The organism is Formosa haliotis (assembly GCF_001685485.1).
Classification (GTDB): domain Bacteria; phylum Bacteroidota; class Bacteroidia; order Flavobacteriales; family Flavobacteriaceae; genus Formosa; species Formosa haliotis.
Genome location: NZ_BDEL01000001.1, coordinates 48,877 through 72,997 on the forward strand (window position 1 = coordinate 48,877; position 24,121 = coordinate 72,997).

Below are 24,121 nucleotides of genomic sequence, written 5' to 3' on the forward strand. Positions count from 1 at the left end.
TTATAGGTCTAGAGGATATTAAAAATGTTAACAGCTCAATTAATTTGTGTGGTTAGCATTTTTTTTATGACTTATTTATCAAAATAGTTCACTAAAAGGGCTACTACGTAACTGTAACTTTCCATACCACCTTCTTGGTTATTGGCTTCTAAATAAGAATTATAGGTCATTTTAAATACCGGTTCTAGTGGATTTGTATACGATTCCCAAAATACGCGTGTTTCTTCATAATTTTTTAAAATACCAAGGTTTACGTTTTGCACGGTGCTTTCGTAAAGGTCGGGGTCTCGACGATAAATTTCATTTAAACAATGACGTAATCCAAAGGCATACCCAGAGTATTTCATATATATATCATCATTATTTATAGTTGCTAAACAACCTATAAAATTGGCTTCGTTTTCTGCTGCATAACCTAGTTGATGCGCCATTTCGTGGGCTGTAGTCGTAGGGAATTTATACGATGGTATTAAATAATCGACTTGCGCTTCGTTGGTTAAGGGGTTTAAATACCCACTAAATCCCATATAGGTTAACGGCACACTAAATAATGATTTTTTAATGCTTGCAGGATGATATTCTAAATGCGGAAATTGGCTTTCTAAATTTTTATATCCTGTCTCGGCACGTTTCATAATTTCAGATTTGCTATAAGGCATATCTACTTTTATTGTGTCGTTTTTCGTGATGTCTAATTGCAGGGCATTTGTTTTTTCAATTAATACCTGGGTTACCGAAATAAGTTGTTCGGTAGTATAATCGGCTTCTAAATTAAGATTATGGTGTAGGGGTAAACGGTAATAATTCATTCCCCAAAATAAATGGAATGCAAAATAAAGCAGGGTCACTGCTGCCAAAATATCTATAAGCCATGCTTGCGTATCTGTAAAAAATCGCTTTCTATGTTTAACAATCCACCGAATCATGTAAATAACACCAAAGGCATATACAAAATCACCAAACGAAAACGGAATCCAACCCAGGCCGTAACGTAACGTTTTAGAAATTATAGGGTAAATACCATTACTATAATAATGCTCTATAATTTCGGGGTAATTCGATAAAAATTTCACAAGGAAATAAACCGGTAATAGCGAAAACGCTAGATATGTTTTTGGGTTTTTAAGCATGCTTCAAAAATAAGTAAATGTTTGTAATACCTTGCCGCTAATATGTACCTTTGTGTAACATTATAAAACGAAAGTATGAATTCAGAAATAAGAGTACTAGAACCAAAAGCAATTTGGAATAAATTTGCAGATTTAAATGCAGTTCCAAGAGCTTCAAAAAAAGAAGAGCAAGTTATTGCCTTTATGAAAGATTTTGGAACGTCTTTAGGATTGGAAACTATAGAAGATGAAGTTGGAAATGTAATAATTAGGAAACCTGCTACTGCGGGTATGGAAGACCGAGAAACCATTGTTATGCAATCGCATTTAGATATGGTGCATCAAAAGAATAACGATACCGAATTCGATTTTGCAACTCAAGGTATCGATATGTTTGTTGATGGCGATTGGGTTCGTGCTAAAGGAACAACTTTAGGAGCAGATAACGGATTAGGCGTGGCTACCATTATGGCTATCCTTGAAAGTAAAGACATTGTTCACCCTGAAATTGAAGCTTTATTTACTATAGATGAGGAAACTGGAATGACAGGGGCTCAAGGTTTAAAAGGCGGCGTGTTAAAAGGAAATATTCTTTTAAATTTAGATACCGAGGAAGATGATGAAATTGGCGTAGGTTGTGCAGGAGGAATTGATGTTACTGCCACACGAACCTATAATCTAGAAGATACGCCGGAATTTAAAATTGGTTATAAAATTACGGTAAAAGGCTTGCAAGGCGGACATTCGGGAATGCAAATTCATGAAGGGTTAGGAAACTCGAATAAGATTTTAAACCGTTTATTATTTGATGGCTTTGAAAATTTTGGTTTACGTATTTCTGAAATTGATGGCGGTAGTTTACGTAATGCAATTCCTAGAGAAAGTAAAGCTATTGTTGCTATAGATGAAATCCATAAAGCGGCTTTCGAATTAGAAATAAAGCAACTAGGGGATGCTATAAGAGAAGAATTAAAAACTATGGAGCCCGATTTAACGATTCTTGTTGAAGCCACAGAACTTCCGGAAACCATAATGGATTTAGGTGTTCAGGAAGGATTTACAAGAGCCTTATATGCGGCACATAATGGCGTATTTCGTATGAGTGCCGATATTCCAGGTTTGGTGGAAACCTCTAACAATATTGCCCGTGTTATTGTAAAAGACGGAACGATAAAAGTTGGATGCTTAACACGCTCTTCGGTAGAGAGTTCTAAATTAGATCTGGCTAATACATTACGTGCTTGTTTTGAATTAACAGGATGCGAAGTTGAATGCTCTGGCGATTATCCTGGATGGGCGCCAAATATGGAATCTTCAATATTAAAAGTGTTAGATAGTACTTACGAGCGATTACATGGCGAAAAAGCACATGTAGCGGCATGTCATGCGGGATTAGAATGTGGTATTATAGGTTCGAATTACCCAGATATGGAAATGATTAGTTTTGGACCAACTATTAAAGGGGCACATTCTCCAGACGAACGTGCTAGTATTACTTCGGTTCAGAAATATTGGAACTTTGTTCTTGAAATTTTAAAGGAGATTCCTAAAAAGAAATAATCTTAGTATAAGGATGAACTAAAAAAGAGGTCGTCTAAAAACCAATTAGGCGACCTTTTATTTTTTGAACATTTTGGGTTTAATCAGGATTTTCTTTTTTACTTAGTAATTCGAGTCTAGTTAAAAATAGGCACTGTGATTTTATATGGCTAAACTCACTTTTTTAAGGTTATGTGCCATTGCAATAAGTCCTATTTCGGTAATTACTTTATCAAGTCCTCTTAACATAAACCTTTTGAAGTTCATATTGTGTTTAATATTACCAAAAACAGCTTCAACATCCCAGCAACGCTGTTTTCTATGAGCAACTCCTTCTGGGCTTAATAATTTTTGTTTGGCTTTTGCTTTGAGTCTAACCAATTTGTGATTCCTCTCTATAATGCGGTTGTATTTTGATTGATGACAGAGACTCCGGAGCTGGCATCCGAAGCAATTCTTAGCCTGATATCTATCGATTTTTTGTTCATATCCTGTAGCTGTTTGTCTTATGTAGCTACCAATATTTTCCATAGGTTGTCCCATAGGACAGTAATACGTATCTGTATTATGGTTATAAAAAAGTTTATCTGCTGCAAATGGATTTTTAGTCTTACCTCGTTTCTCATCTAACTGTTCTTTATGGAAGTAATTGTACTTAACAAAAGCTTCGATATTCTGATCTTCCAGATAGGTGTAATTTTCATCACTACCATAACCTGCATCTGCTGTTAAGGCTTGTGGAGCTTTGCCATATCCCTTAATAAAATCTTCTGTATGCTCTATAAGTGTGGTGGTATCTGCCGTAGTTTGTGCAAGGGTGTAATTGGTAATAAACTGATTGTTGGTAGATGCTTGCAAATTATATCCTGGTTTGAGCTGTCCATTTAGCATATGGTCTTCTTTCATTTTCATAAAAGTAGCATCAGGATCTGTCTTGCTCATTGAGTTGCGACTCCCCATGTGCTGCTGGTAGGTATTATATTTTGCTATATTCCCAGGCCAGTTCTTTTTGGCATAGTTAAGCTTTTGCTTCACTTTTTTATCAATCTCTTTTCCTTGGAGTGCTTGATTAATTTTATCTATGGTTTGGGAGACTTGCTCAGGATTTATCGCTTTAAAATTATCTGGCTCGTTAGGCTTTTGTTCTTCTTCTGCATATACCGTCTCTACATAACGCCATAGTTCTTTGAGTTGTTTTTCAATACGTGAGCGTGAGGTTTTAATGCTTTTGCCCCATACAAAAGTATAGCGATTAGCATTGGCTTCTATTTTGGTGCCATCAACATAAATATCTTTTAAACTCAAGTAACCTTCCTTAGCAAGGAGAATAACAACTTGATTAAATATCTTTTTAAAATTCCCTTTGAGTTTTCCTGAACGAAAATTACTGATGGTATTATGATCGGGTTGGATACAACCACTAAGCCACATAAAATGAACGTTTTCTCCCAAGGCTTGTTCTATTTTGCGAGAAGAATATAAATTACGAAGATAGGCGTAGATTAAAATTTTGAGTAAATCTCTTGGGTGATAGCTAGAAGTACCACCTCCTTTATAGGTGTTTTCTATAGAACGAATGTCTATCTGATTTAAAATACTATTTACAATACGCACAGGGTGATGTTCTGGAACAAAATCATCATAACTCGGAGGAAGAAGACTCAATTGTGTCTGACTATTGGTCTTCCATACAATGTTGCTTTTCATACTTTTAAAATACGAAAAACTGAACTTTTGATAAAATCTAAACCAAAAAAAAGAGGCTGCCTTTTTAGACAACCTCTTTTTTAGGTTTTTAATAAAAATATTATTCAACTAAACCAACAATTTCTAAATCGAAAATTAGGTTTGTGTTTGGCTTAATTACTGGAGGAGCACCACGCTCTCCGTAAGCTAAATACGATGGGATAAATACACGAGCTTTATCTCCTAAATTCATGTTTAACATGGCTTCTCTAAATCCTGGTACTAAGCCAGCACGCTCGTTATAAATCATAGCGAATGGCTTATAACCACCTTGAGCATCACGTTGTTCGTTATATTTACCGTATTTTTCGGCAACTTCTTTAATACAGGTGTCAAATAACTCACCGTTTTCAAAATATCCTGCATAGTTAATTAATACATGGTCGGCTACCGTTGGTTTTGTTCCGTCTCCACGCTCGGTGAAAATCATAACCACTCCGGTATCTAGTTTTTTAACTTCACCATCTAAAGCTTTGTTTTCTTCAATAAAGTCAGCTTTAGCCTTTTCTAATTGTGCTTTAGCTTCTTCTTTTTTACGCTCTATTTCAGCAAAACTATTTAAGAAAACTGCGCTAGCATCAAAGTCTTTTGCATCTTTTCCTTTTCTAATAATGTTTATCGTTTCTATAGCAACATCTTCTAATGGCTTGTCGTTAGCATCGCGTTCTACATTAGAAATTGAATCTTGAACTTCTAATCCAGAAACTAATTCCCCGAATACAGAATGTCTGTTATCTAAGTTTGGTGTTTCAACTTCTGTGATAAAAAACTGACTACCGTTACCGTTAGGGCCAGCATTTGCCATAGATAAAATTCCTGGCTTATCGTGCTTTAAGTCTTCACTAAATTCATCTGCGAATTTATAACCAGGACCACCCATTCCTGAACCTGTTGGGTCTCCAGTTTGAATCATAAATCCATCTATAACACGGTGAAAAATAATACCGTCAAAGTATTTTTTTCCTCTGTACATACTGTCTACCATAGTGTTTGTGCCTTCTGCAAGTGTTACAAAATTGGCAACCGTTACAGGTGCTTTTTTGTACTCTAAGTTGGCTAACATGGTGCCTTTTGTGGTAATAATTTCAGCATAAAGACCATCTGGTAAATCAGGGTATTTTTCGTTACATGCTGTAAAACTTACGACTAACGCAAGTAAAATTAATTTTAAAGAGTGTTTGAATAATGTCATGTGTTGTAATTAATTTTCTGTTATTGAATGTATTGTTACTTTGCAAATTAGGGGGATATTCGTACCTATTTTATTTTGATCGCCATAATAGCCATATGCTTGAGATGATGGGAACAGGAAGGTTGCAGTTTCTCCTGCTTTCATTAATTTCAGTCCTTCGCGTAATCCCGTAAATAATTCCTGCTTGTCCATAATATAGGTGTCAGGTTTGGTTTCTTCAAAAGAATATAAAAGTTTGCCATCGATGGTTTTTACGTTGTAATCGAAGTTTACAACATCTCCAAAATCGGGTTTCGCAATAGAATCTGCTTCTATTTTGGTATTATAGGTATACCAAAATCCGTTTTGCGATAATTCGTAATCCTGATTAGGATTGGCATCCATAACTACTTGAAAACGTGTTTTTTCGTCTTCGTATAATTTAATGTTACGAGCTATAGATTCATCTATATACGAACCGCTTTTTACAGATACGGGGCGTCTGGCTTCGGGCGATTTGCAGCTTAGGATGCTGAAAATTACCAAACAACATAAACCTAGTTTTTTCATGAGGTTAATTCATTTTTATGGCTTGGTAATATACTAATAAATTTTTCAATGGTTTCATCTAAATTTAAATCGCTTTTTCCTCCCGCCGCATTTGTATGTCCGCCACCTTCAAAATACTGTCTAGAAAATTCATTTACAGAAAAATCACCTTTAGATCGTAACGAGATTTTTATAATATTTTCCTTTTTGTGCTCTATAAATATGGCGGCAAAAACAATATTATTTAAGGATAAGCCATAGTTTACAAAACCTTCTGTATCTCCCTTTTTAAAGTCGAACTGATTTAATTCGTCTTGAGATAAGGTAATATACGCTGTTCTTAATTCTGGAATTACCTTTAGGTTTCTAAGAGCACAACCTAAAAGTTGAAGCTTTTCGTAACTATTGGTGTCGTATATCGCATTGTGAATTTTTGCATTATTGGCTCCGCGATCTATAAGTTTACCAATAATATAGTGCGTCTGACTTGTGGTTGAAGGGAATCTGAACGATCCGGTATCGGTCATTATTCCCGTATATAAACACGTCGCTATTTCTGGAGTTACTAATTCGTCATCGCCTAAAAGATCTATAAACCGGTAAACCATTTCGCAAGTAGAACTCATGGAAACATCAGAATAGACATACATAGCATAATCATCGGGTTGTTGATGATGGTCTATCATTAACTTTATAGCCTTACTATTAGCAATATCATCGCCCATGGGGCCAACGCGATGTAAGGCATTAAAATCTAGGGTGAAAATTAGATCTGCTTGATGGATTAATTTTTGGCAATTATCTGTATCCGATTCGTATTTTAAAACGGTATCATCGCCCGGTAACCATTTTAAAAAGTCAGGATAATCGTTAGGTGCTATAACTAGCGCTTCGTGATTATACTGTTTTAAATAATGATATAATGCAAGTGTAGACCCCATGGCATCGCCATCTGGGTTTTTATGAGGAACAATTACAATGTGTTTTGGTGTGCTTAAAAGCACCTGAATTTCGTTAATTTCTGCTGATGTCATAAGGGGCGAATATACGATTTTTTAATATGTGATAATATTGTATTTATTAAGAAATACATTACTTTTGCAGCAAATTTAAAAAAACAAATGGCAACAAATAGAACTTTTACAATGCTTAAACCAGATGCTGTTGAAAACGGACACATCGGTGCAATTTTAGAAAAAATTAATGCTTCAGGATTTAGAATTGTAGCGTTAAAATTAACGCAAATGACAACTGCTGATGCTCAAGCATTTTACGCTGTGCATAAGGAAAGACCTTTTTTTGGTGAATTAGTGGAATTTATGACACGCGGACCAATCGTTGCTGCTATTTTAGAAAAAGAAAATGCTGTTGAAGATTTTAGAACCTTAATTGGAGCTACAAATCCTGCAGAAGCTGCAGAAGGTACAATTCGTAAATTATTTGCTGCATCTATAGGCGAAAATGCTGTACATGGTAGTGATAGTGACGAAAATGCTGCTATAGAAGGTGCTTTCCATTTTGCAGGAAGAGAGCAGTTTTAATGACTATATTTCAAACAAATTTTAGAGCCTGTAATTGTTACAGGCTTTTATTTTTAAAATACCCTTTAAAGTTTGAATCTTTTTAAAGATTTATTTAATTTGCTTTTATGGAATTGCTGAGTTTACCAAAACAGCCAAGTGCATTTGTTTCTTATCTAAGGGTAGGTAAACTGCTTTATTATTCACTTATTCTATTTATTTTAGAATCGTGGATTTATTGGGTGCAATTAAAAGCCTCGCTGCTGCAACCTAATTTATGGATCCAAGGATTTTGGGTTTGGTGTTTTCTGTTTTCGTTTGTCCATATTTTTTTGGTTATCATGGATGGTTGGTCGCGATACCAAAATTATAAACGTGCAAAAGACCAATTTTTCGAATATGGATTTAGAAAGCGAATTGCAGCAAACTATATAGTGTCTAAATGCCAACGCGAAGCTGCATTAGTCGCGGCAAGCGAATTGGGAATAGAAGATAAAGTGTTGCGATTTTATGAGCAAAAAGGTGTGAAATGGTATCATTATGTGCCCTATTTTATGGTAAAAGATCCTTTGTTTTTATTTAGAAAAGCCTTTTGGTCTCGTACCTTTTTAGAGCGTTCATACACTGCAAAATTCGATTTTAAAAAACTACAACCCAAGTTAACTTCATGATATTATCGGCTACAGATTTATGTAAATCGTACGGCAAATTACAAGTTCTTAAATCTGTAACTATAGCATGTAAAGCAGGAGAGATTTGTGGTTTGTTAGGGGCTAATGGCGCAGGTAAAACAACGCTTTTTAAAATTATTTTAGGCTTAGTAAAACCCAATTCAGGCAGCGTAAACCTTCAGACACAAGGGATAAAACCAATTGGAGGAATTATTGAAAAACCGGCACTTTATGAGTATTTAAATGCTTACGATAATTTAAAATTGTTTTGTAAAATACAAGGTTTAAAGGTTTCCGAAACCGAAATTAATACCCGTTTATTACAAGTGGGGCTACCTATAAATAGGAAAGATCCTGTTCGGAATTTTTCTATGGGAATGAAGCAACGATTAGGTATAGCAATCGCATTGCTTAACAACCCGAAATGCTTGGTGTTAGACGAGCCGTTTTCTGGTTTAGATCCGCTAGGAATTTCGGCCTTACGAAAATTAATTATAGATTTAGCCGAAAATCAGAAATTGGCGATTCTTATTTCTTCACATATTATTGAAGAGCTTAGTAAAATTTGCAACACCATGTATGTGATGAAGCAAGGCCAAATTATTAAATCGGGATTAGCTCAAGACATTATTTTAGAAAATACAACGAGTTTTAGTTTTAGTGCGCCAAATATTAAGTCGTCTAAAACTTTAAAACACTACGATGTGATTTTTAAAGGAGAAATTGCTCATGTTACCCTAACTACTAATCAAGTTCCAAAATTAATTCAGGAATTATCAGACGAAGAGATATTTATCACTTCTTGTGTTCCCGAATTAGATATGGATAAATTGTTTCAATAAGCCTAAACATGCTCGCACTAATTTCAACAGAATTTTATAAACTTTTTAAACAAAGTAAAACTTACTATGCGCTAGCAGCACTTTTTATTATAGAAGCTGTGGTGTTGGTTAGCGCGTATTTTCAAGGGACTAATATTATAGACATTCTATTAGATAATCTTAAACAAACCTTTTATTTTGAAGGGACTTTGCTAAATGGTAATCTTTTAGTATATCTAATTTTAAACACCTTGTGGTTTCATTTGCCATTAATATTAATGATTATTGTTTCGGGAACCTTAACCTCCGAATATAAAGACAGAACCCTACAGGCCGTTATGTTGCAACCTATAAGTAAATGGAAATTTATAGCTAGTAAATACATTGTGTCTATTATTTTTACAATAATAGTAGTGTTTTTTGTGGCCTTATCGGCTTTTGTTCTGTCGTATAGTATATTTGGAACAGGCGATTTAATTGTGTATTTAAACGCTTTAAATTTCTTTGAACAAGCCGATGCGTTTTACCGCCTAAAATGGGCTTTTGTATCAGGTGCTTTTTCTATGGTATTCTTCTCTGTAGCGAGTTTAACCATTGCTGTTTTTTTAAGGAGGCCACGAAAACATGGATAGTTTCGGCTTTCTTTTTAATTCTTTCGAATATTTTACTGAAAGTCGATTTTGGTGTAGAATGGTTTAACAGATTGTTTTTTGCCAAGTTAAACGACACATGGCAATACTTTTTCTACAATACAATTCACTGGGATGCCATATTTCAAAACACATTAGTATTAACACTGTATATTGGGTTAATTATGTGGCTTGGAATTTATGTTTTTAATAAAAAAGATATAGGATGATACGATTTTTACTTTTGTTTTTATGTGCTTCTTCTTTGTATGCACAAGAGATTGATGCCGATTTGTTAGCTATTAAATCTCGTATGGATGCTGTAGAAGCCTTTACGGCAGATATAGAATTAAATGTAGATGTTAGTTTTATTAACATGCCCACTAAGCATGCCAAAATGAAATATGTAAAAGGGAAACGCGCGGAATTTGAGTCTGATGATTTTGTGATGATTCCGAAACGAGGTTTAGATTTTTCGCTACAACAATTATTTGAATACCCCTTTATTACGGTCGATCGTGGTGAAGAAACCAAAAACGGAATCGCATATAAAGTTATCAATGTTATTCCTACAGATAAACGTGCCGACTTTTCTATTGCTACGCTATATTTAGATACCCAGCGTGTGCGTATAGTGGAATCTGAAATTAATACCAAAAAGAACGGAACTTATAATCTAGAGTTTTATTTCGAGAATGACGATATGTTGTTACCGGAAATGGTGAATGTGAATTTTGAAATAGAACGTGTTAAAATTCCGCTTAATTATATGGGAAAAGACACGTCTATAGATAGAAAGCAAATGAAAGAGGATGGTGTAAAAACCGGAAAAATCATGTTGAAAATGACGAATTATAATCTTGAAACGCTATAACAGCTTTTCGAGTTCTAATTGGTAGTCATATTGTAAATCTTCGTGAAGTGTAGCAATACTTTTTTTTATGCTTTCTATGGTGCGATTATACAAATTCATTAAAGTTACATTCCGTTTAATAGAGGGACTAAAAGCCTTTAATTCTGAGCAAAAAAACAGTAATAGTTCGACTTCGGTTTCTTTTTTGCCAGAATATCTAGCATAGGTTTTTATCTGCCTTAATATTTTACGAACACTCTTTTTTATGTAGTGAAAGCTATTTGTGTTTATGGTTTTAAATTGCTCCGAGATTTCAGTTTTAATTTGATTTATATATTCGGCTTCGTTGTAGGATTCGAACAATAAATAGGTGAGGAGCTCTTTGTTTTCCTTTTTAAACTTAGATAAGCGTAAACAAAGTGCAATCAATTCCTCTGGAGTTTGATCTTGTAATTCTATTTTAATTTCTCTAACGGTTGCAGCTTTCATTTTTTAAACCTTGTAATGTTTCCTAATTAGTCTACGTACTTTAATTAATCTTATAATACCAATTGCTAAAACAATAGGGGCGAGTACCAACAGCACAATCCCGAACGATTCTAATTGAGCGAACATATGCATTTTAATAATTGTTAGTCCGGTTCCTAGAAAAACCATAAAGGTTCTAAAATATGCCAAAAACGTACGTTCGTTTGCAAGCTTGGTACGCTCTATAGCAAGCCAATCTCTGGTAATTAAAAGGGAGGTGTTATTTTGGTTGTCGGAAGCCATAATTGAGAGGGTTAGGTTTCAAAAATGAAAAAAGTTATGTAAAAGGTATTATTGAAATAAAGATAGTAAAAGCATAGTTTTTTGTACTATGTTCTCTTTTTGAATTAATGAATAGGATAAAAAAAAGCCCAATCGAAAGATTGGGCTTTATATATTTAATGAAGAAGGCTTATTTTTTATCAGCTTCAACTAAATTTTTCATTTCTTTTTCTACCATTTCGTAGAATTGATCAATTTTAGGAAGTACTACAATACGAGTACGTCTGTTTGTTGCTCTGTGCTCTGCAGTATCATTATCTACTAAAGGTACATAATGGCTTCTACCAGCTGCAATTAATTGTGCAGGATTAACAGAAAGGTCTTGTAACACTCTTACAACAGATGTTGCACGTTTAACACTTAAATCCCAGTTGTCTTCAAGAATACCACCTTTTTTGTAAGGTACGTTATCTGTATGACCTTCAACCATACACTCAAAGTCTGGCTTACTGTTTACAACTTTAGCTACTTTTGCTAACACATCTTTAGCTTTGTCTGTAACGATGTAACTTCCACTTTTAAATAATAATTTATCAGCAATAGAAATAAATACTACACCTTTTTCAACATTAATTTCAATGTCTGGGTCGTTAATACCAACTTCTTTCTTTAAGCTAGTAACTACAGCTAAAGTAACACTGTCTTTTCTAGTTAAAGCATCTTGTAATCTTGTAATTTTAAGATCTTTTTCTTTTAAACTCTCTAAAGATTTTTCTAAGTTTTCAGCACCTTTTTGAGTAAGTGTTGTTAAGTTACCTTTAGTATCAATTAAATCTGTAATTTGATCTTTTAAAGCTTCAGCTCTTGCTGTTGCTGCAGCCTTATCTGTTAAACAGCTATTTAACTTAACTGTTGCTGTATTTAATAAATCTTGAGTTTCTTTTTGTTTAGCTTCAAGGGCTGCGTATTCTTTTTTAGATACACATGATGATAAAAGGAGTAAAGCAGCTGCACTGCTTAAAATGAGTTTCTTCATAATAATTCTTAAATTATATTTAAACATACCAAAAATATAAAAAAAATAGTGTTAAAACGGCGTTTAACAAAACTTTTACTAACTATTTTATAAATCGCTGAACTTTTGTTTCTTTTTAATAAAATAATCCCAAACAATAGATCTGGTTTTAAAATAATTAGGCTTTTGTTTTAGTGTTTTTCGTTGTTTTAATAGTTTTGGTAACTGACTATAAAAACTGAAATGTGCCTTAATTATTGCCAAGCAGTGGCTAAATTTTAATCCAGTTATAAACCGAATTCCAGCTACGCCATCTAACACTAATCTACAGAGGATGATAGCCCATAAATTCCCCGAAGCATTTTTTACTAAAGTGTATAAACTATTTCTGAAATTTAAATAGGTTTTTTTCGGATTTGAAGCATTTAAGGTCGCGCCACCCACATGAAATACAACCGATGTGGGTATGCATTTTATTTTATAATCTAGATTGGTAGCCCGCCAACATAAATCGATCTCTTCCATGTGTGCAAAAAAAGCGTCGTCGAAACCGTTTAAAGTTTTAAAAACATCGGCTTTAATAAATAAACAAGCCCCACTTGCCCAAGCAATATCTAGCTTAGCATTATATTGCCCTGTATCTTGTTCTAGTGTATCAAAAATACGCCCCCGACAAAACGGATAACCATACTTATCTAGAAATCCTCCCGATGCTCCTGCATATTCAAAAAAGTCTTGTTTTTAAAGTCTAAAATTTTGGGTTGGATGATAGCCGTCTTAGGGTCAGACTTAAAGCTTGATAAAATGGGTGAAAGCCAATTAGGTGTCACTTCTATATCGTTATTTAACAAGCAAAACACATCTGCTTTTATTTGCTTTAATCCGTCGTTATAACCCTTTGCGAATCCTCCGTTTTCTGTGTTTTGAATGATTTTTACACCAGGAAATTGTCTGTGTAGTATAGCAACAGAGTCGTCGGTAGAGGCATTGTCGATTACATAAACATCGGCATTTTCAGAATTAGAAATTACAGATGGCAGAAACTGTTCTAGTAATTTTTTTCCGTTCCAATTTAATATAGCAATAGCAATGTTCATATTGTATTAAGCTTCGTAATTAGGGATGTCTTGTAGGAAATTATATTGCTCTGCATCAAAATCCATTTGGCAATAATAATGATTTAATCCGTTTGTTACCATCAAATAACTGGCATTAAGCGTTAAATTATAGCGTGCAATTTGATCGAATGTTGCTTGTGTAATATTTATTTTCGGAGCTTTACATTCCACAATAACGTGAATACTGCCATTAGGATTAAAAATTACAATATCGTAACGTTTTCGTAAGTTGTTTACTGTTAATTCCTTTTCAACATTAATTAACGAAATGGGATAACCTTTAACCTGCATTAAATAGTGTACACAATGTTGTCGTACCCATTCTTCGGGTTGAAGAATCACAAATTTTTTACGGATATCATCAAAAATAGAAATTTTATTTTCGCTATTTTTGAATCGAAATGAAAACTTCGGAAAGTTTAGTTCTTGCATTGTTAGATCTTGAATTTTCAAAGGTAGATTTCAAAATTCAAAAACCAAATTCCAAAAGGGTATTTTTGGAATAATCCTAGATAGTTTACAGTTTGGACGAGATTAAACAATTAGTTGCCGATATAAAACAGAAAAAGTTAAAACCTATTTACCTGTTAATGGGAGAGGAAACCTATTTTATAGATAAACTTTCCGATTATATTGAAACTAATGTTTTAAGCGAGGAAGAGAAGGGGTTTAATCAGATGGTTTTGTATGGTCGGGATGTTACGGTTGAAGATGTTGTTGGTCATGCTAAACGTTACCCTATGATGGCCGAATACCAAGTTATTATTGTTAAAGAAGCCCAAGATTTATCGCGCACCTTCGATAAGTTTCTTGAGTATGCAAAACAACCACAACCGTCCACTATTTTAGTGCTTAATTATAAGTATAAAAGTGTAGATAAACGAAAGGCAATTTATAAAACGCTGAAGAAATCTGGAGTTGTTTTTGAAAGTAAAAAACTATACGAAAACCAAATTGCCGATTGGATTCGTCGGGTGCTATCTCCAAAGTCTTATAGCATTACTCCCAAAGCATCGCAAATGCTTATTGAATTTCTAGGCACTAATTTGAGTAAAATAAACAACGAGTTGGAGAAACTTCAAATTGTTTTGCCCAAAGATAGCCAAATTACACCCGAGCATATCGAGGAAAACATCGGGATTAGTAAAGATTATAATAATTTTGAGTTGCGTAAAGCTGTCGGGTCTCGCGATGTTTTAAAAGCGCAGCGTATCGTAAAATATTTTGCCGAAAACCCCAAAGATAACCCTATGGTGGTTTCGGTGTCTTTGTTGTTTAGCTTCTTTTCTCAGTTGCTACATATTCACGGGATGCAAGATAAAAATCCGCGTAGTGTAGCGGCGGCTTTAAAAATTAATCCGTTTTTTGTCGATGAATATTTGGTGGCGGTTCGCAATTATCCCATGAAAAAAGTGAGTGCAAATATTGCAATCCTTAGGGAGTTCGATGTAAAAAGTAAAGGGGTGGGCTCGAATGCCGTACCTCAAGGCGATTTGTTAAAAGAACTTTTGGTGCACTTAATGTTTTAGCCTTAGGGTTTAAAAGCTTTTTTAATTATAGTTTGGTAATATGTTAATCTAAATCTGATTTCGCAGGTATCACATTTTGAAATGTAGGTAGATTCTCGGTAATACTTACGGCGCCCTTTTTGTTTATTTTAAAAATTAGGTCTTTAGTGGTTGTAAATAAAATAACCGATAAAAAGAGGTTTTTAAATAGGGTGTTAAAAAGGCAAGAGCTTCATCTAAAGTAAATTCGTATTCTTCATCTTCTGTTTCTTTAGATTGATATCTTAGTTTTACTAATACCTTTTGGTGGTCTTCTAAAGATAATGGTCTAACAAAAATATTTTTCAAATTCGGTTTTCCTATAGTTTTTGCTAGGGTTAATTTTGCAAATCGTCCTTCTTGGCAACTTAATTTTACCTGTTCCCAGAATAGAACAAATTCTTCTTGATATGTCATAAACTAAAATTTTTAGATGTAAAGCATAGTTTTGCAAAGCTAGGATTTAAAATTCAATTTTAAATTATCCTTTGATGCTCATTTTTACGGATGGTATAACCAAAGTTTGAGCCTTGAAACGCTTAAATTTGAAGAGGAATATCTATTTAAATTATATTTATTTTAAGATTTCTAGTTTCTAAAGCTTGCCGAAAAGCGGTATCTTTAACTCTTAATTTAAAAGCATCTTTTTGTGTGCCTAATGGTATGCAAATAATTAAAACACTTGTATTTATTTCCGTGATAATCTGAAGGTTATAGATGTAGGCTTGAAGATTTAATTTTTGATTTTTACAACAGAAAACATATTTGTTAATCTCCCCTAAATGGTGAAACGATTAAGCAATTATGGGGTGAACTCTGTTGTTAAATAATGCTTGTTAACAATTACGATAAAAATGGTAATAGAAAAACCAGATAATCTTGTTGAACTTTTTGAGATTTCGACAGAAAAATTTAGCAATAACAGACTTTTTGGAACTAAAAAACAATCAGGAGAATTCGATTGGATAAGCTATGGAGAGGTTCGGAACCGTGTTGATAATTTTAGAGGTGGTTTATCTCAACTTCATATTAAAAAAGGGGATGCTGTAGGTATTATTGCCAGTAATCGAGTAGAGTGGGCTGTTGCGGCATTTGCTGCTTATGGCTTAGGTGGCAGATTTGTGCCTATGTACGAAAGTGAAAATTATAGAACTTGGGAATATATCATAAAAGATGCAGCTATTACATTTTTGCTGGTTTCTACACCCGAAATTTATGAACAAGTTGAACATTTAATAGCCGAAATTCCTACACTGGAGTATGTCTACTGTATAGAAAGTGACACCGAGCAAAGTATGGCGCATTTGGAAGCTTTGGGAGAACAACACCCGGTGCCTTCTCAAATTCCAGCACCTTCAGATATTGCTTCCTTGATTTATACTTCGGGAACCACATCCGATCCTAAAGGGGTGTTACTAACTCACGGTAATTTTGTGTCGAACGCTAGAGCTGGTAACAGACGCTATAAAAGTCAGCTTAACGAAAGCTCTATAAGTCTTTCTATTTTACCATGGGCACACAGTTATGGCCAGACCGCAGAACTTTACAATTGGTTGTTGTTAGGTGGTGCCATTGGTTTTATGCAAAGTATGGAAACTCTAGCAGATGATTTTGTAAAAGTAAAACCTACGTTTTTAATCGCGGTGCCTCGTGTTTTTAATAAGATTTATGCCGGTATTCACCAGAAAATGGAAGACGAAGGTGGTTTAACTCTAAAATTATTTAATAGTTCTTTAAAAGCTGCTCGAGAGTATCGCTTAAAAAACGGAAATGTTGGACTTAGCACTAAACTTATGTATTGGATTGGGTCTAAGCTAGTATTTTCTAAAATTAAAGATCGTTTTGGCGGACAGTTAAAAGGGAGTATAACCGGAAGTGCTCAAATGAATGAGGAAGTATCTAATTTCTTTGCAGACATTGGTATTTCTGTATATAATTGCTACGGATTGAGTGAAACCTCTCCAGCAATCACCATGAATAGCCCAGAGATTAATAGACCAGGTAGCGTTGGTAGCGCACTTGAATTTATAGATATTAGAATTGATAAATCTATGGTTGAAGGCAATAGCGACGATGGCGAAATACAGGTTAAAGGCCCAAACGTTATGGTAGGATATCATAATAAACCAGAAGTTACAAAAGCCGTTTTTACAGAAGATGGTTGGTTAAGGACTGGAGATCGCGGAAAGTTAGATGCCGACGGGTTTTTATATATCACGGGGCGTTTAAAAGAACAATTTAAGTTAGAAAACGGGAAATACGTGTTTCCTTCGGCAATAGAAGAAGATATTGTGCTACTGCCTTATGTAGAAAGTGCTATGATTTATGGCGATGGTAGACCTTACAACATTTGTGTAGTTGTACCAGATAAGGAGATACTAAGAAAAACGGCACAGCATTTAAATATTAAAACGCAAGTCGATAAATTAATCGATTCTCCGCTCGTACAAGAATTCGTGGGATTAGAAATTAGAAAAACCTTGAAAGCGAAATATGGCGGTTACGAAATTCCTAAGAAGTTTATTTTTTCTGAAGAAAATTTCACCGTTGAGAACGGCTTTTTAACTCAAACCTTGAAGTTAAAACGACGTTTGGTATTAGATAAATTTAAAGATAAAATAGATGCGTTGTACAAAACCAAATTGGGTGTGTAACGCTTAAAATAGCGGCTCCAATTAGAATTAATTGAGGTTTAATAGGAGAGTCGCAAAGGGTTTTTGGATAAAAATTGATTTGAGTTCTTATAAATAATAAAGGATGTGAATTCGATAATGTGATTGCTTGTTTATGTGATTTATACATTTAAAAACTCTTGAAAATAAAAGCTAATTTTCTTTGATACGTCCTATATAATATTAAATTTGTTATTATTAATAATATTATTTTATAACAGTGAAAAACGGTACAGTAAAATTCTTCAATGAGTCTAAAGGATTTGGATTTATTATCGAAGAGGGTTCAAACAGCGAATATTTTGTTCATGTTTCTGGCTTAATTGACAGAATTGAGGAGGGTGATTCAGTTGAATTTGAATTAAAGGAAGGAAAAAAAGGATTAAACGCAATAAATGTAAAAGTAATTTAATTTTATTCTTTAATTTTTTAGCACAAAAAAGCCCGCAATATGCAGGCTTTTTCATTTTATAGCTATTACTAACTTCTAGCGTAATTCTGCTCCTAATTGGCGTTCAAAATTAGATTGAAGTTTATTCATAATCTTATCAATTTGCTTATCGGTAAGCGTTTTTTGTTCGTCTTGCAATATAAAGCTCACTGCATAACTTTTCTTTCCTTGTGGTAAGTTTTTACCTTGATATACATCAAACAAGTTAACCTCTTTTAAAAGTTGCTTCTCAGACTGTTTTGCAATGGTATATATTTCTTGAAAAGTAACTTGGTCGTCTAATAACAATGCAAAATCACGACGTACTTCTGGATGTTTCGCAATTTCTGTATACTTTGTTTTATTGTGTTTTGCAAAATCTATAATCGCATCCCAATTAAAATCTGCAAACAATACTTCTTGAGAAATATCAAAATGTTTTAGAATGCTAGATTTGATAAGGCCAAATTCTACAAGTTTTACTTTTCCTAAACTCAGTTGTAATCCTTCGCTAAAAATATCGCTAGATATCGGCGAAGTTTTATGTTTCGTTAAACCTAAGCGCTCTAAAACGGTATTAATAACACCTTTCATGTAAAAGAAATCTCCTTTAGCGGCTGCAGAATTCCAAGATTCATTGGATTTGTTTCCCGTAACAAAAAGCGATAAATGTTTAAACTCTTCGCGATTTTCGCTGAACTGATGATAGGTTTTTCCGAATTCGAAAAACTTTAAATGCGGACGTCTTCTATTGATGTTATGAGACACAGCTTCTAAACCAGAAAACAATAACGACTGTCTTAACACCGATAAATCGTTGCTTAAAGGGTTTAGCATGGTTATGTTGTGTTCGGTTTTTAATTGCTCGCTTAAGGCAATATAATCTGGAGAGGTTAGCGAGTTAGCTAAAATCTCGTAAAAGCCTTGTGCGGCTAATTGATTTCCTGTAATATTTTGAAGTTTATGGTCTTCAAAACGAGACGAATTTGATATCGAAGCGTTTAGCTTTTCTGTAGTTTTAACATTGTTATAGCCATACACACGAAGAATTTCTTCTATTACATCAGCTTCACGTTGTACATCGTTTCTGTAAGCAGGAATGGTTAAGCCTAATCCCGTTTCTGTAACGTTGTTTATCTTTATATCTAAAGACATTAAAATACGCTTGATAACATCTTTCGGAATTTCTTCACCAATAAGTCGTTTTGCGTTTTCGAAACTTAATCGCACTTGAAAGTCTTCAATTTTGTTGCTGTAAGAATCAATAATATCGCTAGAAATTTCACCGCCAGCTAGTTCAATAATCAACAGGGCTGCACGTTTTAAGGCGTATTCTGTTAAATTAGGATCGATGCCGCGTTCAAATCTAAAAGAAGCATCGGTATTTAAAGCATGACGTTTAGCTGTTTTTCTAACACTAACCGGATTAAAATAGGCGCTTTCTAAGAAAATGTTGGTTGTGTTTTCTGTAACTCCAGACTGCTCACCACCAAAAACACCAGCAATACACATAGGTTTTTCTGCATCGCAAATCATTAAGTCATCTTCATGTAAAGTTCGTTCGATACCGTCTAAAGTTGTGAATTTCGTTCCGGCTTCTACTGTTTTTACAATTACTTTCTGACCAGAAATTTTATTAAAATCGAAAGCGTGTAGGGGCTGACCTAAATCGTGAAGCACATAGTTCGTAGCATCAACAATATTATTTTTAGGTGTTAAACCAATTGCTTTTAGTCGGTTTTGTAACCATTTAGGAGATTCGGCAACTTTAATTCCCGAAATACTTACACCGCAATAACGGGGTGCTAACTCTTTATTTTGCACATCGACATCTACGCGAAACGTTCTGTTATTCACGTGAAAAGCACTAACAGACGGGGTGATCAATTCGGTGTGAATGTCTTTTTGCAGCAATCCTGCTTTTAAATCGCGAGCCGTTCCATAATGACTCATAGCATCGGCACGGTTTGGAGTTAAACCTATTTCAAAAACCATATCGTTTTCTACCTCAAAGAGTTCGGCTACAGCGGTACCAACTTTCAAGTCGGCATCTAAAACCATGATACCTTCATGCGATTTTCCAAGACCTAGTTCGTCTTCGGCACAAATCATCCCGAAACTTTCTTCACCTCTAATTTTACCCTTTTTAATACTCCAAGCTTCACCTGTTTCTGTATATAAAGTAGTTCCAATAGTGGCTACAGGAACTTTTTGTCCCGCTGCAACATTAGGTGCTCCACAAACAATTTGTAACGGCTGCTCCTCGCCAATATTTACGGTTGTTACTTTTAATCTATCCGCATTAGGGTGTTGTATGCAAGTTAGAACTTCGCCAACTACAATGCCTTCTAATCCGCCTTTTACAGATTGAAATGCATCTATACCTTCAACCTCTAATCCAAGGTCCGTTAAAAGTTCTCCGGTTTGCTCTGCAGACCAGTCAGTTTTAATAAATTGTTTTAACCAATTGTATGAAATCTTCATGTAACGCTTGTTTTCTTAAAAGCGCAAAGATAGTAATACTTCAACGTCTATAAAATTGTAAAATGTTTTTTATTGTAAGGAATTTGATGTTTCTTCGAATACTATTTAAAACTTTATTTTATGCGTTATTGTGTAGTGCTTTTAGTAGCCTTATTTTTATTTAATTGTGAACAACCTTCGTCTGAAAAACTAAAACAGGGCATGTGGCGCGCTACTTTAGAAGCCCAAGACGGTGAAGTTTTACCGTTTAATTTTGAAGTTACAAATGATAGTCTGCTAACGATTTTTAATGCTGAGGAAAAAATTAAAGTAGATGAGATTACGTATAGTGATGATAGTATTTGGATTAAACCACCAGTGTTTGATGGGTATATTAAGGCGAAAATGGATGGAGATTCTGTGATGTCTGGATTTTATGTTAAAGATGAATTAAAGCGTTCTGTGCCTTTTAAAGCGGTGTTTGGTAAGGATGTGAGGTTTGAAACCAAAGATGACGCAACTGTGAATATAGAAGGTATTTGGGAGACAACCTTTAGTCCGAATAAAAGCGAGGATACATACAAAGCTAAAGGAATCTTTAAGCAGGAAGGAAATAAGGTAACAGGGACGTTTAGAACTACCACTGGAGATTATCGGTTTTTAGAAGGTGCAGTAGAAGGGAATAAGGTGAAACTTTCAGCTTTCGATGGCGCTCATGCTTTTTTATTCACAGCAGAGGTTACAGATAGTGTAATGTCTGGTATGTTTTATTCTGGAAATCATTACAAAGAACCATTTATAGCCAAGCGCAATACAGAGTTTGAACTGGCAGATGCCGATTCGTTAACTTTTTTAAAACCGGGATACGATGCTTTAGCATTTACTTTTCCTGATGAATCTGGGAATATGGTATCACTTTCCGATGAACAGTTTAAAGATAAAGTGGTTGTTGTACAGCTAATGGGGACGTGGTGTCCGAACTGTTTAGATGAAAGTAAATATTTTGTCGAGTATTTAAAGGCTCATAAAAATGAAGACATTGCGTTTGTAGGACTCGCTTTTGAGTACGCAAAAACCGAAGCTGCAGCCTTTAAAAATATAGAGCGATTAAAATCTAAATTGGGTATTACCTATCCTATTTTGCTTGCGCAATATGGTTCTACAAATAAACAATCGGCTCAAGAAAAGTTGCCCATGTTAAGTCATGTCTTGTCTTATCCTACGGCAATTTATATTGATAAAAACGGAAAGGTTAGAAAAATCCATACAGGTTTTAATGGGCCCGCTACAGGAAATCTTTATAAAGAATATAAATCTGATTTTGAAAGTTTTATGTCGAAATTATTAAATGAATAGTTTAGCTTATGTAATTCCAGATATTTTTATATTTCGCCAATTGTTGGTAGGTATAAAGTAAGGCGCGATGTTCTTCTTTTATTAGTCTAGGATCGTCTTTTAGAATGTTTTTAGCGTGAAAACGAGCGAGTTTTAAAATGTCGTTATCTTTAATAATATCGGCTATTTTTAAATTTAAAACACCACTTTGTTGAGTACCCATAATATCGCCTGGGCCTCGTAAGCGTAAATCTACTTCAGCAATTTCAAAACCATCGCTGGTTTTAACCATGGTTTCTAAACGTGTTTTGCTGTCGTTACTAAGTTTGTGGCTTGTCATTAAAATACAGAAGCTTTGTTCGGCACCACGTCCCACGCGACCTCGTAATTGGTGTAATTGCGATAAGCCAAAACGTTCGGCGCTCTCTATAATCATCACCGATGCATTCGGGACATTTACACCAACTTCAATAACGGTGGTGGCAACCATAATTTGGGTTTCACCTTTAATAAAGCGTTGCATTTCAAAATCTTTATCTGCGGGTTTCATTTTACCATGCACTATAGAGATTTGGTATTTTGGTGAGGGGAAATCGCGAGCGATACTCTCGTAGCCATCCATTAAATCCTTATAATCCATGTTTTCGCTTTCTTGAATTAAAGGGTAAACTATATAAATTTGGCGTCCTTTGTCGATTTCATCTCTTATAAAACGCAATACCTTTAAGCGGTTAGCATCGTATCGATGTACTGTTTTTATGGCTTGCCTGCCTGGTGGTAATTCATCGATTATAGAGATGTCTAGATCGCCATAAACCGACATGGCTAAAGTTCTAGGAATAGGCGTTGCAGTCATTACTAAAATGTGAGGGGGCACATGGTTTTTATGCCACAATTTACTTCTTTGTGCAACTCCAAAACGGTGTTGTTCGTCTATAATAGCAAGCCCTAAATTCTTAAATTTCACCTTATCTTCTAGTAGCGCATGTGTGCCAATTAAGATGTCTAATTCGCCATTTTCCAGAGCTTCATGAATTTCTTTTCTATCTGAAGTTTTAGTTGAGCCAGTGAGTAGTTTTATACTGATATTTAACTCTTTACATAGGTCAGTTAATCCATTATAGTGTTGGACTGACAAAATTTCAGTTGGCGCCATCAAGCAAGCTTGAAAACCGTTGTCAAGTGCGATTAACATTGACATTAGGGCGACTATGGTCTTGCCAGAACCTACATCGCCTTGTAAAAGACGATTCATTTGCGCATTGCTGCCTAAATCGGCACGAATTTCTTTAATTACTCGCTTCTGTGCATTGGTTAAATCGAATGGTAAATGATGTTTAAAAAACGTATTGAAATGTTCTCCAACTTGATCGAATGGAAAGCCTTTTATTTTTGATTTATGAATTAAATTTTTCAGAATTAATTGCAGCTGAATATAGAATAATTCTTCAAATTTTAAACGGAATTGCGAGCGTGCTAAAAGCTCTTGATTTTTTGGAAAATGAACATTAAAAAGCGCTTCAGATTTTGAAACTAATTTGAGTTCGGTTAATAAACCTGGCGATAAAGTTTCTTCAAATTTACCATGAGTTTCCAAAAATAATTGTTGCATGATTTTACTCATCACCCGATTTGTAATGCCTTTATTTGATAGTTTTTCGGTTGAAGGATAAACTGGCTGCATGGCCGAACGTAAATTTTTCTCATGCTCTTCTAATAATTCCATTTCTGGATGTGGCATGCTAAAAGAATTTCCGAACGCATTGGTTTTGCCAAAAATAACATAATCGGTATTTAGTTTTATGCTTTCTTTTAACCATTTAATGCCGCGAAACCAGACCAATTCCATAGCTCCCGAATCGTCTCTAAAGGAAGCAACTAATCGTTTTTTCTTACCCTGTGCAACCTCTTTTAAGCCGGTAACTCTGCCAGTAATTTGTACATCTGCATTATTGCGTTGTAATTGGGCTATTTTGTAATATTGGGTACGGTCTAAATACCGATTTGGAAATAGGTTTATTAAATCTTGATAGGTGTGTATGCCAAGTTCTTTTCTAAGTAAATCGGCGCGATTAGGGCCAACGCCTTTTAAATAATCAATAGGTGTTTGAAGCTTGGAATTCATAAAAACGAAGATAATTCTTATCGGTGAAACTTAAAACCTTAAATATTATCTATTTTAA

At 34.5% G+C, this 24,121-nt stretch carries 22 protein-coding genes and 1 pseudogene; 10 read left to right on the forward strand and 13 right to left on the reverse strand.

Features of this window, described 5'->3' with window-relative positions:
• Positions 1 to 71: 71 nt before the first annotated feature.
• Positions 72 to 1,073 carry a DUF3810 domain-containing protein gene (locus A9D35_RS00235; protein ID WP_369692129.1) on the reverse strand — a complete coding sequence of 334 codons (1,002 nt, stop codon included), beginning with the start codon at positions 1,071 to 1,073 and terminating at the stop codon, positions 72 to 74.
• Positions 1,074 to 1,205: 132 nt separating this feature from the next.
• On the opposite strand from A9D35_RS00235, the gene A9D35_RS00240 reads away from it, so the two are divergent.
• Positions 1,206 to 2,669, forward strand: a complete 1,464-nt coding sequence (locus A9D35_RS00240) for an aminoacyl-histidine dipeptidase (RefSeq protein WP_066217631.1) — start codon at positions 1,206 to 1,208, stop codon at positions 2,667 to 2,669.
• A gap of 141 nt (positions 2,670 to 2,810) precedes the next feature.
• On the opposite strand, the gene A9D35_RS00245 is transcribed toward A9D35_RS00240, so the two are convergent.
• The 4 genes from A9D35_RS00245 to A9D35_RS00260 form a co-directional block, all read right to left on the reverse strand.
• Positions 2,811 to 4,355 carry an IS1182 family transposase gene (locus A9D35_RS00245; RefSeq protein ID WP_066217549.1) on the reverse strand — a complete coding sequence of 515 codons (1,545 nt, stop codon included), beginning with the start codon at positions 4,353 to 4,355 and terminating at the stop codon, positions 2,811 to 2,813.
• Positions 4,356 to 4,455: 100 nt separating this feature from the next.
• Positions 4,456 to 5,586, reverse strand: a complete 1,131-nt coding sequence (locus A9D35_RS00250; RefSeq protein WP_066217634.1) for a peptidylprolyl isomerase — start codon at positions 5,584 to 5,586, stop codon at positions 4,456 to 4,458.
• A 9-nt stretch (positions 5,587 to 5,595) separates the two neighbouring features.
• Positions 5,596 to 6,135: a gliding motility-associated peptidyl-prolyl isomerase GldI gene (gldI, locus tag A9D35_RS00255; RefSeq protein ID WP_066217636.1), complete on the reverse strand. Its 540-nt coding sequence runs from the start codon at positions 6,133 to 6,135 to the stop codon at positions 5,596 to 5,598.
• Positions 6,132 to 7,148, reverse strand: coding sequence for a DHH family phosphoesterase (locus A9D35_RS00260; protein WP_066217637.1), 1,017 nt, complete (start codon positions 7,146 to 7,148; stop codon positions 6,132 to 6,134). Before A9D35_RS00260 ends, gldI begins: the two co-directional genes overlap by 4 nt.
• Positions 7,149 to 7,235: 87 nt before the next feature.
• On the opposite strand from A9D35_RS00260, the gene A9D35_RS00265 reads away from it, so the two are divergent.
• The 5 genes from A9D35_RS00265 (at position 7,236) to A9D35_RS00285 (ending at position 10,629) form a co-directional block, all read left to right on the forward strand.
• The gene (locus A9D35_RS00265) at positions 7,236 to 7,655 is read left to right on the forward strand and encodes a nucleoside-diphosphate kinase (RefSeq protein WP_066217638.1); all 420 of its coding nucleotides are present in this window, start codon (positions 7,236 to 7,238) and stop codon (positions 7,653 to 7,655) included.
• A 107-nt stretch (positions 7,656 to 7,762) separates the two neighbouring features.
• On the forward strand, positions 7,763 to 8,305 hold the full coding sequence (locus tag A9D35_RS00270; RefSeq protein ID WP_066217639.1) for a hypothetical protein: 543 nt from the start codon (positions 7,763 to 7,765) through the stop codon (positions 8,303 to 8,305).
• The gene (locus tag A9D35_RS00275; protein WP_066217641.1) at positions 8,302 to 9,147 is read left to right on the forward strand and encodes an ABC transporter ATP-binding protein; all 846 of its coding nucleotides are present in this window, start codon (positions 8,302 to 8,304) and stop codon (positions 9,145 to 9,147) included. The genes A9D35_RS00270 and A9D35_RS00275 overlap by 4 nt, the downstream gene beginning before the upstream one ends.
• A gap of 8 nt (positions 9,148 to 9,155) precedes the next feature.
• Positions 9,156 to 9,758, forward strand: coding sequence for an ABC transporter permease (locus A9D35_RS00280; RefSeq protein ID WP_235817822.1), 603 nt, complete (start codon positions 9,156 to 9,158; stop codon positions 9,756 to 9,758).
• 223 nt (positions 9,759 to 9,981) lie between these two features.
• The gene (locus A9D35_RS00285; RefSeq protein ID WP_066217643.1) at positions 9,982 to 10,629 is read left to right on the forward strand and encodes a hypothetical protein; all 648 of its coding nucleotides are present in this window, start codon (positions 9,982 to 9,984) and stop codon (positions 10,627 to 10,629) included.
• Here A9D35_RS00285 and A9D35_RS00290 read toward each other — a convergent pair.
• The 5 genes and pseudogenes from A9D35_RS00290 to A9D35_RS00310 all read right to left on the reverse strand — a co-directional run bounded on the left by A9D35_RS00290 (position 10,624) and on the right by A9D35_RS00310 (position 13,923).
• On the reverse strand, positions 10,624 to 11,097 hold the full coding sequence (locus A9D35_RS00290; protein WP_066217646.1) for a hypothetical protein: 474 nt from the start codon (positions 11,095 to 11,097) through the stop codon (positions 10,624 to 10,626). The genes A9D35_RS00285 and A9D35_RS00290 overlap by 6 nt on opposite strands.
• A 3-nt stretch (positions 11,098 to 11,100) precedes the next feature.
• Positions 11,101 to 11,379 (reverse strand): DUF202 domain-containing protein, encoded by a 279-nt coding sequence (locus A9D35_RS00295; protein WP_066217651.1) that lies wholly within the window; start codon positions 11,377 to 11,379, stop codon positions 11,101 to 11,103.
• Positions 11,380 to 11,548: 169 nt separating this feature from the next.
• Positions 11,549 to 12,394: an OmpA/MotB family protein gene (locus tag A9D35_RS00300; protein ID WP_066225653.1), complete on the reverse strand. Its 846-nt coding sequence runs from the start codon at positions 12,392 to 12,394 to the stop codon at positions 11,549 to 11,551.
• Between the two features lie 87 nt (positions 12,395 to 12,481).
• Positions 12,482 to 13,470 (reverse strand): annotated as a pseudogene (locus A9D35_RS00305) (glycosyltransferase family 2 protein).
• A gap of 6 nt (positions 13,471 to 13,476) precedes the next feature.
• Positions 13,477 to 13,923: a type I restriction enzyme HsdR N-terminal domain-containing protein gene (locus tag A9D35_RS00310; RefSeq protein WP_066217654.1), complete on the reverse strand. Its 447-nt coding sequence runs from the start codon at positions 13,921 to 13,923 to the stop codon at positions 13,477 to 13,479.
• Positions 13,924 to 14,015: 92 nt separating this feature from the next.
• Between A9D35_RS00310 and holA the strand changes: the two genes are divergently transcribed.
• On the forward strand, positions 14,016 to 15,020 hold the full coding sequence (holA, locus tag A9D35_RS00315) for a DNA polymerase III subunit delta (protein WP_066217655.1): 1,005 nt from the start codon (positions 14,016 to 14,018) through the stop codon (positions 15,018 to 15,020).
• A gap of 135 nt (positions 15,021 to 15,155) precedes the next feature.
• Here the strand turns inward: holA and A9D35_RS00320 are convergent, their stop codons facing one another.
• The gene (locus A9D35_RS00320) at positions 15,156 to 15,455 is read right to left on the reverse strand and encodes a hypothetical protein (protein WP_235817823.1); all 300 of its coding nucleotides are present in this window, start codon (positions 15,453 to 15,455) and stop codon (positions 15,156 to 15,158) included.
• A 437-nt stretch (positions 15,456 to 15,892) separates the two neighbouring features.
• On the opposite strand from A9D35_RS00320, the gene A9D35_RS00325 reads away from it, so the two are divergent.
• Both A9D35_RS00325 and A9D35_RS00330 read left to right on the forward strand, forming a co-directional pair.
• Positions 15,893 to 17,692 carry an AMP-dependent synthetase/ligase gene (locus A9D35_RS00325; RefSeq protein ID WP_066217657.1) on the forward strand — a complete coding sequence of 600 codons (1,800 nt, stop codon included), beginning with the start codon at positions 15,893 to 15,895 and terminating at the stop codon, positions 17,690 to 17,692.
• A 238-nt stretch (positions 17,693 to 17,930) separates the two neighbouring features.
• Entirely contained in the window at positions 17,931 to 18,122 is a 192-nt protein-coding gene (locus tag A9D35_RS00330) for a cold-shock protein (RefSeq protein ID WP_066217659.1), read from the forward strand.
• Between the two features lie 75 nt (positions 18,123 to 18,197).
• On the opposite strand, the gene pheT is transcribed toward A9D35_RS00330, so the two are convergent.
• Positions 18,198 to 20,624: a phenylalanine--tRNA ligase subunit beta gene (pheT, locus tag A9D35_RS00335; RefSeq protein WP_066217661.1), complete on the reverse strand. Its 2,427-nt coding sequence runs from the start codon at positions 20,622 to 20,624 to the stop codon at positions 18,198 to 18,200.
• 120 nt (positions 20,625 to 20,744) lie between these two features.
• Here pheT and A9D35_RS00340 point away from each other — a divergent pair, with 120 nt between their 5' ends.
• Positions 20,745 to 21,959 carry a peroxiredoxin family protein gene (locus A9D35_RS00340; RefSeq protein ID WP_066217663.1) on the forward strand — a complete coding sequence of 405 codons (1,215 nt, stop codon included), beginning with the start codon at positions 20,745 to 20,747 and terminating at the stop codon, positions 21,957 to 21,959.
• 1 nt (position 21,960) lies between these two features.
• Here A9D35_RS00340 and recG read toward each other — a convergent pair whose 3' ends face one another.
• The gene (gene recG, locus A9D35_RS00345) at positions 21,961 to 24,063 is read right to left on the reverse strand and encodes an ATP-dependent DNA helicase RecG (RefSeq protein ID WP_066217665.1); all 2,103 of its coding nucleotides are present in this window, start codon (positions 24,061 to 24,063) and stop codon (positions 21,961 to 21,963) included.
• Positions 24,064 to 24,121 lie beyond the last annotated feature (58 nt).

What these genes read in the sequence shown, in the direction of transcription:
- gldI (WP_066217636.1), bottom strand. Translation starts at nt 6,135, where the DNA reads ATGAAAAAACTAGGTTTATGTTGTTTGGTAATTTTCAGCATCCTAAGC.
- A9D35_RS00280 (WP_235817822.1), top strand. Translation starts at nt 9,156, where the DNA reads ATGCTCGCACTAATTTCAACAGAATTTTATAAACTTTTTAAACAAAGT.
- A9D35_RS00245 (WP_066217549.1), bottom strand. Translation starts at nt 4,355, where the DNA reads ATGAAAAGCAACATTGTATGGAAGACCAATAGTCAGACACAATTGAGT.
- A9D35_RS00265 (WP_066217638.1), top strand. Translation starts at nt 7,236, where the DNA reads ATGGCAACAAATAGAACTTTTACAATGCTTAAACCAGATGCTGTTGAA.
- recG (WP_066217665.1), bottom strand. Translation starts at nt 24,063, where the DNA reads ATGAATTCCAAGCTTCAAACACCTATTGATTATTTAAAAGGCGTTGGC.
- A9D35_RS00300 (WP_066225653.1), bottom strand. Translation starts at nt 12,394, where the DNA reads ATGAAGAAACTCATTTTAAGCAGTGCAGCTGCTTTACTCCTTTTATCA.
- A9D35_RS00285 (WP_066217643.1), top strand. Translation starts at nt 9,982, where the DNA reads ATGATACGATTTTTACTTTTGTTTTTATGTGCTTCTTCTTTGTATGCA.
- A9D35_RS00320 (WP_235817823.1), bottom strand. Translation starts at nt 15,455, where the DNA reads ATGACATATCAAGAAGAATTTGTTCTATTCTGGGAACAGGTAAAATTA.
- A9D35_RS00260 (WP_066217637.1), bottom strand. Translation starts at nt 7,148, where the DNA reads ATGACATCAGCAGAAATTAACGAAATTCAGGTGCTTTTAAGCACACCA.
- A9D35_RS00240 (WP_066217631.1), top strand. Translation starts at nt 1,206, where the DNA reads ATGAATTCAGAAATAAGAGTACTAGAACCAAAAGCAATTTGGAATAAA.
- pheT (WP_066217661.1), bottom strand. Translation starts at nt 20,624, where the DNA reads ATGAAGATTTCATACAATTGGTTAAAACAATTTATTAAAACTGACTGG.
- A9D35_RS00340 (WP_066217663.1), top strand. Translation starts at nt 20,745, where the DNA reads ATGCGTTATTGTGTAGTGCTTTTAGTAGCCTTATTTTTATTTAATTGT.
- A9D35_RS00325 (WP_066217657.1), top strand. Translation starts at nt 15,893, where the DNA reads ATGGTAATAGAAAAACCAGATAATCTTGTTGAACTTTTTGAGATTTCG.
- A9D35_RS00290 (WP_066217646.1), bottom strand. Translation starts at nt 11,097, where the DNA reads ATGAAAGCTGCAACCGTTAGAGAAATTAAAATAGAATTACAAGATCAA.
- A9D35_RS00275 (WP_066217641.1), top strand. Translation starts at nt 8,302, where the DNA reads ATGATATTATCGGCTACAGATTTATGTAAATCGTACGGCAAATTACAA.
- A9D35_RS00270 (WP_066217639.1), top strand. Translation starts at nt 7,763, where the DNA reads ATGGAATTGCTGAGTTTACCAAAACAGCCAAGTGCATTTGTTTCTTAT.
- A9D35_RS00295 (WP_066217651.1), bottom strand. Translation starts at nt 11,379, where the DNA reads ATGGCTTCCGACAACCAAAATAACACCTCCCTTTTAATTACCAGAGAT.
- A9D35_RS00310 (WP_066217654.1), bottom strand. Translation starts at nt 13,923, where the DNA reads ATGCAAGAACTAAACTTTCCGAAGTTTTCATTTCGATTCAAAAATAGC.
- A9D35_RS00250 (WP_066217634.1), bottom strand. Translation starts at nt 5,586, where the DNA reads ATGACATTATTCAAACACTCTTTAAAATTAATTTTACTTGCGTTAGTC.